This window comes from Bordetella genomosp. 13 (assembly GCF_002119665.1).
In the GTDB taxonomy this organism is placed as follows: Bacteria; Pseudomonadota; Gammaproteobacteria; order Burkholderiales; family Burkholderiaceae_B; genus Bordetella.
The window spans coordinates 1,884,620-1,899,128 of record NZ_CP021111.1 but is presented as its reverse complement, the minus strand read 5'-3'; the positions used below and the strand labels follow the sequence as shown (position 1 = coordinate 1,899,128).

The 14,509-nt window shown below is 69.1% G+C and carries 14 protein-coding genes; 4 read left to right on the top strand and 10 right to left on the bottom strand.

Translation table 11 applies throughout. The features are described from left to right. Positions 1–13: 13 nt before the first annotated feature. From CAL15_RS08515 to CAL15_RS08505, 3 genes are read right to left on the bottom strand one after another with little or no spacing between them, the layout of a single operon-like run. Positions 14–1,129, bottom strand: a complete 1,116-nt coding sequence (locus tag CAL15_RS08515) for a C45 family autoproteolytic acyltransferase/hydolase (RefSeq protein WP_086078189.1) — start codon at positions 1,127–1,129, stop codon at positions 14–16. Positions 1,130–1,173: 44 nt separating this feature from the next. Continuing rightward, a complete protein-coding gene (locus CAL15_RS08510) occupies positions 1,174–2,154 on the bottom strand; it encodes a Bug family tripartite tricarboxylate transporter substrate binding protein (RefSeq protein ID WP_157666629.1) in 981 nt (326 codons plus the stop codon). A 56-nt stretch (positions 2,155–2,210) separates the two neighbouring features. Next, entirely contained in the window at positions 2,211–3,245 is a 1,035-nt protein-coding gene (locus tag CAL15_RS08505; RefSeq protein WP_086078187.1) for a Bug family tripartite tricarboxylate transporter substrate binding protein, read from the bottom strand. A 160-nt stretch (positions 3,246–3,405) separates the two neighbouring features. On the opposite strand from CAL15_RS08505, the gene CAL15_RS08500 reads away from it, so the two are divergent. Continuing rightward, positions 3,406–4,278: a LysR family transcriptional regulator gene (locus tag CAL15_RS08500; RefSeq protein WP_086078186.1), complete on the top strand. Its 873-nt coding sequence runs from the start codon at positions 3,406–3,408 to the stop codon at positions 4,276–4,278. After that, positions 4,275–4,814, top strand: coding sequence for a DNA-deoxyinosine glycosylase (locus tag CAL15_RS08495; RefSeq protein ID WP_086078185.1), 540 nt, complete (start codon positions 4,275–4,277; stop codon positions 4,812–4,814). The genes CAL15_RS08500 and CAL15_RS08495 overlap by 4 nt, the downstream gene beginning before the upstream one ends. On the opposite strand, the gene CAL15_RS08490 is transcribed toward CAL15_RS08495, so the two are convergent. Beyond that, the gene (locus tag CAL15_RS08490; protein WP_086078184.1) at positions 4,796–5,644 is read right to left on the bottom strand and encodes a 3-keto-5-aminohexanoate cleavage protein; all 849 of its coding nucleotides are present in this window, start codon (positions 5,642–5,644) and stop codon (positions 4,796–4,798) included. The genes CAL15_RS08495 and CAL15_RS08490 overlap by 19 nt on opposite strands. Then, entirely contained in the window at positions 5,641–6,606 is a 966-nt protein-coding gene (locus CAL15_RS08485; RefSeq protein WP_086078183.1) for a 3-hydroxyacyl-CoA dehydrogenase family protein, read from the bottom strand. The genes CAL15_RS08490 and CAL15_RS08485 overlap by 4 nt, the downstream gene beginning before the upstream one ends. Positions 6,607–6,742: 136 nt before the next feature. Here CAL15_RS08485 and CAL15_RS08480 point away from each other — a divergent pair, with 136 nt between their 5' ends. After that, on the top strand, positions 6,743–7,639 hold the full coding sequence (locus tag CAL15_RS08480) for a LysR family transcriptional regulator (protein WP_086078182.1): 897 nt from the start codon (positions 6,743–6,745) through the stop codon (positions 7,637–7,639). Positions 7,640–7,645: 6 nt separating this feature from the next. On the opposite strand, the gene CAL15_RS08475 is transcribed toward CAL15_RS08480, so the two are convergent. Beyond that, positions 7,646–9,391: an IlvD/Edd family dehydratase gene (locus tag CAL15_RS08475; protein ID WP_086078181.1), complete on the bottom strand. Its 1,746-nt coding sequence runs from the start codon at positions 9,389–9,391 to the stop codon at positions 7,646–7,648. Between the two features lie 237 nt (positions 9,392–9,628). Between CAL15_RS08475 and CAL15_RS08470 the strand changes: the two genes are divergently transcribed. After that, positions 9,629–10,645, top strand: coding sequence for a Bug family tripartite tricarboxylate transporter substrate binding protein (locus CAL15_RS08470; RefSeq protein WP_086078180.1), 1,017 nt, complete (start codon positions 9,629–9,631; stop codon positions 10,643–10,645). A gap of 127 nt (positions 10,646–10,772) precedes the next feature. Here CAL15_RS08470 and CAL15_RS08465 read toward each other — a convergent pair whose 3' ends face one another. From CAL15_RS08465 to phnL, 4 genes are all read right to left on the bottom strand, one after another. Continuing rightward, positions 10,773–11,555 carry a M48 family metalloprotease gene (locus tag CAL15_RS08465; RefSeq protein ID WP_198299179.1) on the bottom strand — a complete coding sequence of 261 codons (783 nt, stop codon included), beginning with the start codon at positions 11,553–11,555 and terminating at the stop codon, positions 10,773–10,775. A 273-nt stretch (positions 11,556–11,828) separates the two neighbouring features. Continuing rightward, positions 11,829–12,467, bottom strand: coding sequence for a hypothetical protein (locus CAL15_RS08460; protein WP_086078179.1), 639 nt, complete (start codon positions 12,465–12,467; stop codon positions 11,829–11,831). A gap of 133 nt (positions 12,468–12,600) precedes the next feature. Next, on the bottom strand, positions 12,601–13,782 hold the full coding sequence (locus CAL15_RS08455) for an alpha-D-ribose 1-methylphosphonate 5-triphosphate diphosphatase (RefSeq protein ID WP_086078178.1): 1,182 nt from the start codon (positions 13,780–13,782) through the stop codon (positions 12,601–12,603). 2 nt (positions 13,783–13,784) lie between these two features. Then, entirely contained in the window at positions 13,785–14,507 is a 723-nt protein-coding gene (phnL, locus tag CAL15_RS08450; protein WP_086078177.1) for a phosphonate C-P lyase system protein PhnL, read from the bottom strand. Between the last annotated feature and the right edge of the window lie 2 nt (positions 14,508–14,509).

The window sequence follows — 14,509 nt, the reverse complement described above, 5'->3', positions numbered from 1 at the left end:
GTGGTCTCCTGCGTCAGTCCGTGAACAGATAAGTCGTGAAGGGCGTGTCCAGGGCGGGCAGCGGCGCGATCTCCATGATGCGGGCGGCAGGCCGCATGACCACGGTGGCCACGGTGGCGCTGAGGTTGTTGGCCAGGTTCATGCGCGGCGGCCGGCACACCGACCACGGCGAGGCGAAGTCGTCCAGCAGCGCGGCCTTCACCTCCGCCACGCCGATGGCGTTGCCATGGGCCCGCAGCAACTGGCGCACGCGCACGTCGCGGTACAGCGTGTCCGGCGTGGACATGATGCCCATGTCCTTCAGCTTGCCCAGGGCCACCGGGCTTACCCAGTGGTTGGCATGCACCAGCAGTCCGTCCTCGGGATGCAGCAGGAAGGTCTCGTCGGGCGCGCATTCGAAGTTCAGCGCGCAGCCGCCTTCGTGGCCCACCATCATGTTGTTGGAGCCGGACTTGGCCGTGACGTAGGCCGCCCGGTAGGCCAGTGGCAGGTGCTCCTGTTCGAGGATCTTGCGGCGTATCAGGGCCAGCGGCACGCCGATGCGCTGGAAGTCCAGGCTGGATTCGAGGAAGTTCGCGGTCAGCGAGATGCCCGCGTCGTTCAGCCCCGACCGCGCCAGGCCGCCTGCCTCGGTAAAGGTCAGGATGTCGGGGCCGTCCTCGCGACGGATGCGCAGCACCACCGAGGTCTCGGCGCACTCCATCTTCCAGTCCCAGTTCTGCGCGTGTATCAGGCTGCCGTCGGCCGATCGCTCGGGCATCACCACCACGCCCGTGCAGCCGTCCGCGTCGTCCAGCCGCATAGTGTCGCGCAGGGCCGGCCGGGCCGCCAGCTTCAGGATCTCGGTGCGCGCGTTCAGCAGCATCACGTCCTCGAAAGAGATGTCGGCGCCGCTGGCGATGCCGTGCATCTCCTCGACGTAGGCCGCATCGAAGCGTTCGATGATGGGCACGTAGTCGCGCACCACCTTCTCGAGATCGGCGCGCTGCAGGGCCAGTTTGCGCAACTGCTCGGCATAGTGCGAGGCGCCCAGGTGGATGCGCTCGGCCGCCTGCCGGCCGTACTGAAGGCCGCGCTGCGCGGGCTTGCCGGAAACTTCTATCAGGGGAAAGGGAGTTGCTGTCGTCATGGAGAATAGGTCCAGCGGCGCCTCGGCCGCTTGTCGGATAGTGGTCAGGATTGGATGACGCCGGCCTTGCGCAGCAGCTCGCCGGATTCGGCATAGACCTGCCGGGCATAAGCCTCGAAGCCCGCCGGGTCGCGGTACCACTCCGGCTGGTTGAGCACGTCCAGCACGGCGGCGATCTGGGGCGCGCGCATGGCCTGGCGCAGGGCATCGTGCAGCCGCCGCACGACGGGCTCGGGAATGCCGCGCGGTCCGATCAGGCCCATCGGAGAGCTGAGCACCAGGTCGTAGCCCTGTTCGCGGGCGGTCTGTATCCCGGGCCAGGCCTTGAAGCGAACCTCGCCCAGCGCGGCCAGCAGGCGCAGCTTGCCGGCACGGATGTGCGGCACGTAGGTGCCCACGGAGTCGATGACGATGCCCACGTGCCCGCCCAGCAGCGCGGTCGCCATCTCGGAGCCGCTGTTGAAGGGGATGTGCTCCAGCTGCACGCCGAACTTTTCTTCCGAAGCCTTCAGCGTGACCGGACCCAGTGTGGTGGGATCGCCCGCGGCGTACTGCGTGCCGGGATTGGCGCGGGCATGGGCCATGAAATCAGCGAAGCTGCGCAGCGGCGAGTCCGCCCGCACGACGGCACAGAACTCCAGGCTGGTCATGCCCACGATGTAGCTGAAGTCCTCCAGGGGCGAGAAGCCGATCTGCGGCTGCAGCCATGGCGCCCGGAAGGTCGAGCCGCTGGTCATGGCGAGCGTGTATCCATCGGGCCTGGCGCGCGCCGCCATGGCCGAGGCCAGCGCGCCGCCCGCGCCGGGCTTGTTCTCGATGATGACCTGCTGGCCCAGCTGCTTTGCCAGCAGCGGCGACAGTGCGCGCATGTACTGGTCGACGGAGCCGCCCGCCCCGAAGGGGCACAGCAGGGTGATGGGCCGTATCGGGAAGTCGGCGGCCCTCGCGGCGCGGCCGGCCAGGCCGAGCAGGGGCAGCGCGCCCAGCGCCTGCAGCGCGCGGCGGCGTGTGCGATCGGTATGCATGTGTCTTGAGTCCCGTAGTGCGCGGCGGCGGCATGCGCACCGCCGCGCCGCGGCCGTCATGCGGCCGTGATCTTGCCGGCCTTGACCAGGCGGCCCCATTTCTCCGACTCGCGCGCGATGAACGCGGCCATCTCCTCGGGCGTGGTGTACTGCACCTCCAGGCCTGCCGCGGTCAGGTTGTCGAACGCGTTCGACTGCACGGTCTTGCGCATGGCCTCGTTCAACTGCTGCAGCATGGGCGCCGGCGTGCCGGTGGGCGCCATCACGCCGCCCCAGCCGATGGCCACGATGGAGGGATAGCCGCTTTCGGCCACGGTGGGCACGTCGGGCAGCACCGGCGAACGCTCGGCGCCGGTGGTTGCCAGCGCGATCACCTTGCCCGCGCGGATGTGCGGCAGCTGGTTGATCACCGTGTCCATCAACACCGGATACTGGCCGCCCAGGAAGTCCGACACCGCGGCCGGCGCGCTGCGATACGGCACGCCGGGCAGGTCCAGTCCGGCTTCGCTCTTGAGCAGCTCCATGGCCAGGTTGCTCGAGCTGCCGTTGGCCGTGATGCCGTAGAACTGACGTTCCTTCGAGGTCCGCACACGCTCGATGAACTCGGCGAAGGTCCTGGCGCCGTAGTCGGGCCGCACCACCAGCACGTTGTTGTACTTGCAGGCCAGCGACACCGGCACGAAGTCCTTCACGGGGTCGTAGGTGAGGTTGGGGTACAGGAACTGGTTGACCGTGTGCGTGCCCGTGATGGCGAAGAACAGCGTGTAGCCGTCCGGCGTCGCCTTGGCCACGTACTGCGCGCCGATGGCGCCGGCCGCGCCGGGCATGTTCTTCACCACGACCGAATGGCCCAGGTGGTCGTTCAGGCCCTTGGCCACCACGCGCGCCACCACGTCCGTGCCGGCGCCCGGGCCTCCCGGCACGATCAGCTCGATGGGACGGCTGCCGGTATAGCCGCCTTGCGCGGCCGTCGCGCGTCGCGGTGCGCCCATGCCCAGCAGGGGCAGGGCGCCGAGGCCGGCGAGGATGCGGCGCCGCAGCATGCTGCGGCTGGAAGCGTCGATGGACGCCGGATGATGGGATATCGCCATGCTTGCCCCTTGCGGTCTGGCCGGCCGGGCGATGCTGCCAACATGGAGCCGCCGCCGGTTTCTGGTCTGTGCGGCATGATGATTTTTCTACTGCGGAAAGTAAATCTAGAATAACTTTCGCCTGACTAAAGCAACTATTTATTCGAGACTAGGCGACATCATGAGCGGCATACGCAACTTTCGCACCTTCATCGAAGTGGTGCGACACGGGTCGTTCGCGGCGGCTTCCGAGCACGTCTGCCTTACCCCCGCAGCGGTGGGGCTGCAGATCCAGGCCCTGGAGAACGAGCTGGGCTTTCCGTTGTTCGATCGCGTCGGCCGCAGCGTCACCTTGAACCGTCGCGGCCATGCGATGCTGCCGATGGCGCGCCAGATGGTGGCGCTGTACGAGAGCATGCGCGCGCAGGACCCCGAGCAGCAGGAGCTTGCCGGCACGATCCGGCTGGCCACCATCGCCACGTCGATGAAGGTGGTCGTGCGCGCGCTGCTGGCCATGCGCAAGTCCTATCCCAAACTGGACGTGCAGCCCGGCATCAGCTATTCGGGCGACCTGATCGAGCGCATCAAGGAAGGCACGCTGGATGCCGCGCTGTCGGTGAAGAGCCATCACCGGTCGCCCGCGGGCGTGTTGTGGACCCGGCTGTACGAGGAACCCTTCGCCTTCATGTGCAGCGCGCAGGCCGCACGCGAGGCCGACATGGAGCAACTGCTGGCCACCCGCATGTTCCTGCGCGTGTCGCGCTCGTCCACCACCGGCACGCTGATCGACGAGCTGATGCGCAGTCTGCACCTGAAGCCTCGCGAGTTCATCGAAATGAACTCCATGCGCACCATCGCGGATCTGGTGAAGGACGACCTGGGCGTGACCATACTGCCGGTGCCGCACAGCGTGGACTGGGAAAACGATCCGCAGCTGCACGTGCAGCGTTTCGACGACCCGCGCGCCAGCCGCGTGGTGGGTCTGTTCGAAAGCGAGAGCCGCACGTTCCTGACCAGCGTGCTGCGGCAGCACCTGCTGGCGCAGCAGCCATGACGGCGATCGATTCCGCGCACTACGTGCAGGGCTTCGCGCCAGAGTCGCGGCCCGACGCGCGCGTGCTGGTGCTGGGCACCATGCCCGGCGTGGCCTCTCTGGCGGCGGGTCGCTATTACGCCCATCCGCGCAATGCATTCTGGCCCATCGCCGCGGCGCTGCTGGACTTCGACGCCGCCTTGCCCTACGAAGCGCGCATCGCCGCCCTGAACGCGGCGGGCGTGGCGCTGTGGGACGTGCTGGCGGCCTGCGAGCGGCCGGGCAGCCTGGATGCCGCCATCGCCGCGAAGTCGGCGCAGCCCAACGATTTCGCAGGCTTTCTGGCCGCGCATCCGCGCGTGTTCCGCGTCTGCTTCAATGGCGGCAGTGCGCAGGCGCTGTTCCGCCGCCATGTGCTGCCCGGCCTGGCCGGCATCGGGCGGGATCTGGAGTACGTGGCGCTGCCGTCCACCAGTCCGGCCCACGCCGCCATGCCGTATGCCGCCAAGCTGCAGGCGTGGCGGGCGATACGGCCCGATCAGCGGATGGTGCCGTAGATTGCGCGCGCCTGGTCGGCGTCCGCGATGGGGCGTCCCAGCACGAGCCCGCCTTCCGCGGCCTGCGCCACCAGCGCCGCATTGCCGGGCGCCTGCGTGCCGTCGCGCAGCAGCAGGTTGTTCTCGAAGCCCACGCGCATGTGGCCGCCGAACGCGGCGGCGGTCGTCACGCAGGCGTTCTCCTCGCGGCCGAATGCGCATACGGCCCAGGGCAGGCTGTGGTCGTAGACCTGCAGGAAGGGCAGCAGGTCGCGCGGCGACGAGGTCTGGCCGGCGCTGTAGCGGCCCAGCACGAACAGCACCGACCAGGCGCCTGCCGGCGCCAGGCCGCGCGCGCGCAGGCTCTGCCAGCGCGCCACGTCGGCCGCGTCGTACAGGATGATCTGCGTCATGATGCGCTCGGCAGCCAGCCAGCCCAGGAAGCGCGCCAGCTCGTCCTCGGGCACTTCGGGCACGGCGATCTCGCGCAGTCCGATGGACACGGCCTGCGGACGCAGTTCTCGCACCACGGCGATCTGCTCGGGCGCGCGGTATACGCCCGCGGCTTCGCTGGTGACCTGCACCAGCAGCGCTTCGCCAACCTCGGCGCGCACCGCCTTCAGGGCCGCGCGATAGGACTCTACGTCCAGCGTATGGCGGCCTTCGGGGGTGCGCACGTGCATGTGCATCATGGCGGCGCCGGCTTCCAGGCACGCCCGCGCCTCGGCGGCAAGCGTGGCCGGCGTCATGGGCACGGCCGGGTGCTCGCGCGCGGTCTTGTAGGCGCCGTTGGGCGCCACGGTAATGATGAGCGGGGAGTCCGCCAGCGCGGCGGGAGCGGATGCGTTCATGGCTTGATCTCCGGCAGTTCTTCGGCAAGCAGGTCGAGTCCGGCGCGCAGCAGGCGGTCGTAGCGCGCCCGTTCCGCCTGGATGGATTCGGGCGTCCAGCGGTAGAAGCCTTCGCCCGTCTTCATGCCGTGGCGTCCGTCCTGCGCGCGTTCGGTCAGGCAGCGGGCCGGACGGTCGGCGTTGCAGAACGTGGGATACATGGTGGCGCCCGCGGCGGCGTGCACGTCGATGCCGGCGTGGTCGCGCTGCATCACCGGGCCCGCGGCCAGGAAGCGGAAGCCGAAGCCGAAGCGCACCGCCGCGTCCACGTCCTCGGGCGTGGCGATGCCGCGGTCGATCAGGTCGAAGGCCTCGCGCGACAGCGCATGCTGCAGGCGGTTGGCCAGGAAGCCCGGCAGGTCCTGCCCCACGCGCACGGGCACCATGCCGCAGCGGCGCATGAAGGCGATCACCGCATCGGCGCATCGCGGGTCGCTGGCCTCGCCCAGCACGACCTCGACCAGCGGCACCAGGTGGGCGGGCATGAAAAAGTGCAGGCCCAGCATGCGGCCGCGGGTCGACAGACCCTGGCCGATGGCGCTGATGGGAAAGCTGGAGCTGTTGCTGGCCAGGATCGCGTCGGGCGGGGCCAGGCGCTCCAGTTCGGCGAACAGCGCCTGCTTGATGTCGAGCCGCTCGGGGATGCATTCGATGACCAGGTCCACCGTCGGCCAGTCGACCTCGTCCAGGCTGGCCACGACGGCGATGCGGTCGGCGCCCGCCTCGCGTCCGACGGCCTGCAGATTGGCGAGCGCGCGCTGGGGCAGGGCCTGCGCGCGGCCGGCGTCGGGTTCGATCACGGTGGTGCGGCACAGCGCGCGCGCCAGCACCACGGCCACGTCCGCCCCCATGGTGCCGCCGCCCACCACCACGGCGTGCGCAGCGCCGGGCGCGTGCAGGCGCCGGTCAGTGTTTGCGTTCATCTTCGGTTCGTTCCTCCAGCTCGATATGGCCGCAGTGTAGAGAAGCGACTTTGATAGATGAATCAGATTTTTTGGATAGAATGATCGGCCAAACAGATCAACGGCCGACGCCGGGATCGACCTCGACGGGGCACCCATGCAGATCAATCTGTCCATGCGCGACATCGACACCGTGCTGGTGCTCGGGCGCACGCTGAACTTTCGCCAGGCCGCCGTGCAATTGCACCTGTCGCAATCCGCGCTGTCCACGCAGATCCTGCGCATCGAGGAAGGACTGGGCGTGCGGCTGTTCGACCGCACCACGCGGTCGGTGCGCCTGACCGCGGCGGGCGAGGTCTTCATGCAGCAGGCGGCCACCCTGCAAGTGGCGTTTCGCGAGGCCATCGCGGCGGTGGGCGGCATCGCGGGCGCCGAGCAGGGGCACGTGGCGGTGGCGGCGCTGCCTTCGCTGGCGGCCCGCCTGTTGCCGCGTGTGCTGATGGCCTATCGGCAGGAACATCCCGGCGTGGCGCTGAAGGTGCACGACACGCTGTCCGGACCGGCATTCGACCTGGTGCGGGCGGGGCAGGTCGACTTCGCGCTGACCGCCGCCGATCCGCAGCAGGCCGATCTGCACTACGTGCCCATGATGTCCGACAGCTTCATCCTGCTGATTCCGGCGGGCCATCCGCTGGCCGCGCGGCGCGGGCCCGTGCGCTGGGCCGATACCGTGGACGTGCCGCACGTATCCATGGTCCACCCCAGCAGCGTGCGGCAGTACACCGAGTGGGCTTTTTTGCAGAACCGCATCCGCTTCCAGCCGGCCTTCGAGGCGGAGCATCTGGCCACCATCGTGGCCATGGTGGAATGCGGCTTCGGCGTGGCCGCCCTGCCCGAGATCGCGGCGGCCGCCGTGGCGCATCCGGGCGTGGCCGAACGCCGCCTGATCGGCCCGGTGACCGAACGCTCGATCGGCCTGGTCACCGCGCGCAACCGCAGCCTGTCGCCGGCCGCGGCCGCGCTGGTCGAGCTGCTGCGCGGCAGCCTGCCGTAAGGCGCGTCAGGGCTTGCGCGGCACGGTCTCGCGGGTGTGCTCGGCGCGCAGGAAGTCGAAGTCGACGCCCTGGTCGGCCTGCGTGACGGCCTGCAGGAACAGCTTGCGATAGCCGCGCGCCGCCGACGGGCGCTCCACCTTGTGCGCCGCGGCGCGGCGCGCCAGTTCCTCGTCGCTGACCAGCAGCGTGATCTCGCGCCTGCCGACCGACAGGCGGATGCGGTCGCCGTTCTGCACGTGCACCAGCGGGCCGCCCACGGCGGCCTCGGGCGTGACGTGCAGCACGATGGTGCCGGCCGCGGTGCCGCTCATGCGGCCATCCGAGATGCGCACCATGTCCTTCACGCCGGCCCGCGCCAGCTTGCGCGGGATGGGCATGTAGCCGGCCTCCGGCATGCCGGGCGCGCCCGTGGGCCCGATGCGCTTGAGCACCAGGATGTCCTCGGCGGTGACGTCGAGGTCGTCGTCGTCGATGCGCCGCGCCATGTCCTCGGCGTCCTCGAACACGACGGCCCGGCCCTCGTGCTCCATCAGCTTCGGATTGGCGGCCGATTGCTTGATGATGGCGCCGCCGGGCGCAAGGTTGCCGCGCAGCACGGCCAGGCCGCCCAGCGGATAGATGGGCGAGTCGAAAGGCCGGATGACATCCTGCACGAAGGGCGGGGGGGCCTCGTCCAGCATCTCGCCCAGTGTGCGGCCGCTGACCGTCAGCACGTCCAGGTGCAGCAGCGGGCGCAGTTCGCGCAGCAGCGCCGGCATGCCGCCGGCCTTGTGGAAGTCCTCCATGTAATGCTGGCCCGAAGGCTTGAGGTCGACCAGCACGGGGGTCTCGCTGCTCATGCGGTCCAGGCCCGCCAGGTCGATGTCGATGCCCAGGCGGCCCGCGATCGCGGTCAGGTGCACGATGCCGTTGGTCGAGCCGCCGATGGCCAGCAGCACGCGCAGCGCGTTCTCGATGGCCTTGCCGGTAAGGATGCGGTCGGGCGTCAGGCCCGAGGCCGCCATGGCCACGGCGGTGGCGCCGGTGCGCTCGGCGACCCGCACGCGGTCGGCCGTGACGGCCGGCGCCGAGGCGCCGCCGAACACCATCATGCCCATGGCCTCGGTCACGCATGCCATGGTGCTGGCGGTGCCCATGACGGAACAGGTGCCCACGCTGGCCACCAGCTGGTTGTTGACGTCGCTGATCTCGGCGGTGTCGATCTCTTCGGCGCGATACCGGCCCCAGTAGCGGCGGCAGTCGGTGCACGCGCCCACGCGTTCGCCGCGATGCGCGCCGGTCAGCATCGAACCCGTGACCAGCTGGATGGCCGGCACGCCGGCCGAGGCCGCGCCCATCAGCTGGGCCGGCACGGTCTTGTCGCAGCCGCCGATCAGCACGACGGCATCCATCGGCTGCGCGCGGATCATTTCCTCCGTGTCCATCGACATCAGGTTGCGCAGGTACATGCTGGTGGGATGCGAGAAGCTCTCGTGCACCGAGATCGTCGGGAAGTCGACGGGCAGGCCGCCGGCCAGCATCACGCCGCGCTTGACGGCCTCGACCAGCTGGGGCGCGTTGCCGTGGCAGGGGTTGTAGCTGCTGCCCGTGTTGACGATGCCGATCACGGGTCGCGACAGGGCGTCGTCGGTATAGCCGGCGCCCTTGATGAAGGCCTTGCGCAGGAACAGCGAGAAGCCGGTGTCCCCATAGTTGGTCAAGCCCTTGGACAAGCCCTGCGCGCCGGCCGGCGCTGCTTTTTTCTCGCTCATGCGTGTTCCGACTCTTCAACAAGATTATTGATAATTCGACCGGGCATCATAGCCAGACTGCTTTTAGCCCAGCAAGCACTTTCTGGTCTCGAAAAAAATTGATCAATATGGCCGATTAGTTGATGGAAAAATACTGATTAATGAATCAAGGCCGTACCCCTAAACTGCTGCAACACAAGAGCCGGGCGTACACGCTACAGCCATCCTCGATAGCCCGGCCCATTCAGGAGACAATCCATGCCCGTATCCCGCTGCACGGCGGCCGGGCGGCCCATGCGCCGCGCCGTCGTCCGTTCCCTGTTCGCGCTGGCCGCCTGTGCCGCCGGCCTGCCGGCCGTCCAGGCGCAGACTGCCTATCCCGATCGACCGGTGCGCCTGATCGTGCCGTATCCGCCCGGCGGCGCCACCGACGTGATCGGCCGGGTGCTGGCGCAGGAACTGAGCGGCGCGCTTGGGCAGAGCGTGGTGGTGGAGAATCGCGCGGGCGCCGCGGGCAACATCGGCGCCGACCAGGTCGCCAAGGCCGCACCTGACGGTTATACGTTGCTGATGGGCGCCCTGACCAGCCATTCGATCAATGCCGTGTTGTACCAGGGTCGCGTGTCATACGACATCGAAAAGAGCTTCGCGCCGGTGTCCATCGTGGGCACGGTGCCGCTGGTGTTCGTGGTGAACCCGTCGGTCAAGGCCAGCACGCTGCAGGAGTTCATTGCGCTGGCCAAGGCGAAGCCGGGCAGCATCACCATGGCTTCCGCGGGCAACGGCTCCCCGCAGCACCTGGCGGGCGAAATGTTCAAGCGCGTGGCTGGCGTGGACGTGCTGCACGTGCCGTACAAGGGCAGCGGTCCCGCCATGACCGACCTGATGGGCGGCCAGGTGCTGAGCATGATCGAGACGGCGCCGGCGGCACAGGCCAACATCAAGGCCGGCAAGCTGCGCGCCCTGGCCGTGGCGGCCTCGGCGCGCTCCGAGACCCTGCCCGACGTGCCCACCGCCACCGAGGCCGGGCTGAAGGGCTTCGAGGTGAGCTCGATGTTCGGCATCGCGGCGCCCGCCGGTACTCCGGCCGCGGTGGTGGACAACCTCAACGGTACGCTCAAGACCATCCTGGCCAAGCCTGAGGTGCGCCAGGCGCTGCTGAACCAGGGCGCGATCGCAACCTGGACGACGCCGGCCGATGCCGCCGCGCGCATCGCGGCCGAACGCAGGCAGTGGGCCGACGTCATTCGCGATGCGGGAGTGAAGGCCGATTGACAGGGCGGTGCGAGGTGCGATGCAGCGCACCTCGCCTCGCGATCGCCGGATTGAAGCAGAACGGGGCGCACGTCGGTGCGCCCCGTTCTTCATGGCGTTGCGGGAAGCGCCCGCAGGCGCTTCGTGCCTACTTCTTCTTGGCGCTCTGGGCCAGGCGCTCCTGCATGCGCGCGGCGCGTTCGGGCGAGGAGGGGTGCGAGTCGAACATGCTGTGCTCGGCGCCGCTTTCCAGCTTGGCCAGTTTCTCGAACGCCGTCACCAGACCCTTGCGGTTCATCTTCTTCTCGGTCAGCAGGTCGAACGAGTAGTCGTCGGCCGCGATTTCCTGAGATTGCGAGAACTGCGCGTTGATGAACTTCTCGGTCAGGTCGCCCAGCTGAGACTGGGACAGCGAGGACACCACGCTGCCGCCCGCGGCGCCGGCGGCCGACCGTGCGGCGCTGACCGTGTAGGCGGTCTGCATCGCTGCCTTGCTGTGGCCCAGGGCCACGTGGCCCATTTCGTGGCCGATGACGCCGCGCAGCTCGTCGTCGTTCATCAGGTCCATCAGGCCGGCGTAGACGCGCACGCAGCCGTTGCCCATGGCCCAGGCGTTCACGTCCTTGGTCATGTAGACCTTGTAGTCGACCTTCTGGCCGTTCAGCGTCATGTTGCCGAAGCCCTTCATCAGGCGGTTCAGGCGGACCGTGTACTTGCTCTTGGGACCGGCGACCTGCGATTCGGCGTCGCTTTGCTTGCACGCGGCGTCCGACATCTGCACGATTTCCGCATCGGACAGCGTGGCGGCCTTGTACAGGCCGGCGCCGGCCTGCAGCAGGCCTTCGGTGCTCTGCGCCCCGCCCATGTTGTTGCAGCCCGCCAGGAACATGCTGGCGGCGAGCGCCGTCAGGCCGTACGTGATCTTGCGCATGGAAGTCCTCTTTCTTGAAGTTAGCTTTGTCTTATGCAGCGGCCTGGGCTTTCACCCTTGAAGGGCGGAAAGATGGCGCGGGCTAGACTTTAAAGAGGCGTCCGGCGGGTCCGGGTGTTTTTGCTTATCAGTGTGCAACAAATGCCAACCGCGCTGGAAGATGCAGCAGACGTGTGCTCGCGATTGAAGCAAGGGACGCGCGTCGAGGCGCGCGCGGCTCGCGAGACGAGCAAGCGGGGCGGTATGGTGACGTGCCGAGGGCACGTCGCATGCTCAGTGGCGATGGCCGTGGTTGTGGCCGTGATCATGGTCGTGCTCGTGATCGTGGCCGTGGCCGTGGTCGTGACCATGATCGTGGCCGTGGGCGTGGCCATGATCATGGCCGCAGCCCGGCCCGTGCACATGGCCGCCGTGTTGATGACCCGCATGGCCGTGGCCATGACTATGATCATGCTCATGATCGTCGCCGGGCCCTTCGTAGGTCTCGCGCTCGGGGTCGAACGCCGCCTCGACGTGCTCAGCCTGCAGGCCCAGGTGCCGCAGCAGTCCATGCACCCCTTCGTCATCCGGCGCCAACAGCGCATCGCCCTGCACCTGCACCGGCACGTGATACTGACCCAGCTGATAGGCGGCACGCAGCAGCGCCCCGGGCTCGGCGCCGGTGGCGCGCAACAGCCGCTGGACCGCCGCGGTAATGCGTACCAGCGTGCCGTCGGTGGCCACCACGATGGCGCCGTCATGGAGCACGGTACCCTCGGGCATCGACAGTTCGGCCTCGCGCCCGTCGTCCAGCTTCACTGTCAGCTGGTGGCGGCAGCGGTCTTCGAACGGCAGGGTAAGCGACACGGCGCGGCGACGAAGCACCGGCGCCAGGCCGGCTTCGTCTCCCAGGACTTTCTCGATATGGATCATGGCGATTCAAGCGGTGAGTGGCAGTGCGCCGCGTCGGCGCGGCGACTATGTGGCGGCAGTGTGGCACATTTGCCGGGCCGCTGCCATGGCGCCCGCCAGGCAGACGGGCGCGGAGCAGGCCCTTCCGCCGACTTCAGGCCGCCAGGCTCTGCGCCACCGGCGGCGTCGGATAGTGCGTGGCGCACACCAGCCGGCCCTGCGACCACGCGTGGCTGACCACGGGCAGCTTGCCCACCTGGGTGACCGCGATCAGGTCGGCGCGCAGCCCGGGCGCGATGCGGCCGCGGTCGCCGAGGCCGCACGCGTCCGCGGGGTTGGCCGTCACCAGCGCCGCGGCTTGCGGCAAGGTCAGGCCGGCCTGCGAAGCCGCCACGTATACCGCGGCAATCAACGTGGAGGGCTGGTAGTCGGAGCACAGGCAGGTGACCGCGCCGGCGCGGATCGCGTCGATGGCCCGCATCGAGCCGCTCTGGCTGGCGCCGCGCAGGATGTTCGGCGCTCCCATGATGGTGGCCAGCCCGCACGACACCGCCGCCTTGGCGGTGTCCATCGTGATGGGAAACTCGCTCAGCGTCACGCCCAGGTTGCGCATGGCCGCGATGCGGTGCACCGTGTCGTCGTCGTGGCTGGCGGTGGGCACGCCGGCGCGTTGCGCGTGCGACAGCAGCTGCTCGACCCGTGCGCCCGCGCCCGCCGCGGCCAGCGTCTTGGTCTGCGCCGCGATCTCGGCCTGCTGACGGTCCATGCCGTGGTTGCCCATCATGTACTGCACGTAGGATTCCAGCGTCTTGAACTGGCCCTGGCCGGGCGAGTGGTCCATCACCGACAGCAGGTCCACCACGCCCTCGTCCAGCAGCGTGCGCAGCACGTCCACGGCCTGCGCGTCGGTGATTTCATAACGGCAGTGCACCCGGTTGTCCACCAGGCCATGGCCGCGAAACGCGCGGATGCTGCGCGCCAGCTGAGCCGCGGTCGCGTTGTTGCGCACGCCCCATTCGTTGTTGGCGAAGGACAGCGCGTGATAGGGCGTGGTGATGCCGGCGGCGGCGTTGCGGCGATCCACCTGCGCCACCGCGAAGTCCATGGGGAACTGCACGCGTGCCCGGGGCTCGGTCTCTTTCTCGATGGCGTCGCAGTGCAGGTCTATCAGCCCCGGCATCAGGGTCTGGCCCGCCAGGTCGATAACGTGCGCGCCGCGCGGCGCGCCGGCCGGTTCGATCGCCGAGATGCGGCCGTCCTGGATGAGCAGCGCACTGTTCTCGAGCATGCGGTCCGGCATGACGATCCGGGCGCCGGTCAGGTAGGTAGCGGACATCCTCACTCCATGGTGGCGGCCGGCGCGGGTGCGGCGGCGCGCAAGGTTAGCAGGCGTGTGGCGACGGCGTCGCGCACCGCTTCGTCGTGGAAGATGCCGACCAGGCAGCGCCCGGCCGACAACGCTTCGCGGATCAGGTCCACCACGACGGCCCGGTTGCCGGCATCCAGCGAGGCGGTGGGCTCGTCGAGCAGCAGAATGGGATGGCCGGCGATGAAGCCGCGCGCGATGTTCACGCGCTGCTGCTCGCCGCCCGAGAAGGTGGCGGGCGCCAGCGCCCACAGGCGCTCGGGCACGTTCAGGCGCGCCAGCAGTGCGGCGGCGCGGTCGCGCGCCTCGGCGGCGGGGGCGCCGCGTTGGCGCAGGGGCTCGGCCACGACGTCCAGCGTGCCCACGCGCGGAATCACGCGCAGGAACTGGCTGACGTACGAGACCGTCTCGCGCCGCAGCGCCAGCACCTGTTGCTCGGTGGCTTGCGTCAGGTCGGTCCACCGCGTGCCGTCGCGCACGCGGATGCTGCCCGCCGTGGCCAGGTAGTTGCCATACAGGCAGCGCAGAAGCGTGCTCTTGCCCGCGCCCGACGGCCCGGACAGCACCAGGCAGTCGCCCGCCGCGGCGTCGAAACTCACCTCGTCCAGCACCGGCAGTTCGATGCCGCCTTGATTGTGCAGGGTGAACCGCTTGCGCAGGCCGCGCACTTCGATCATGGTGTCGCCTGGCGTCATGC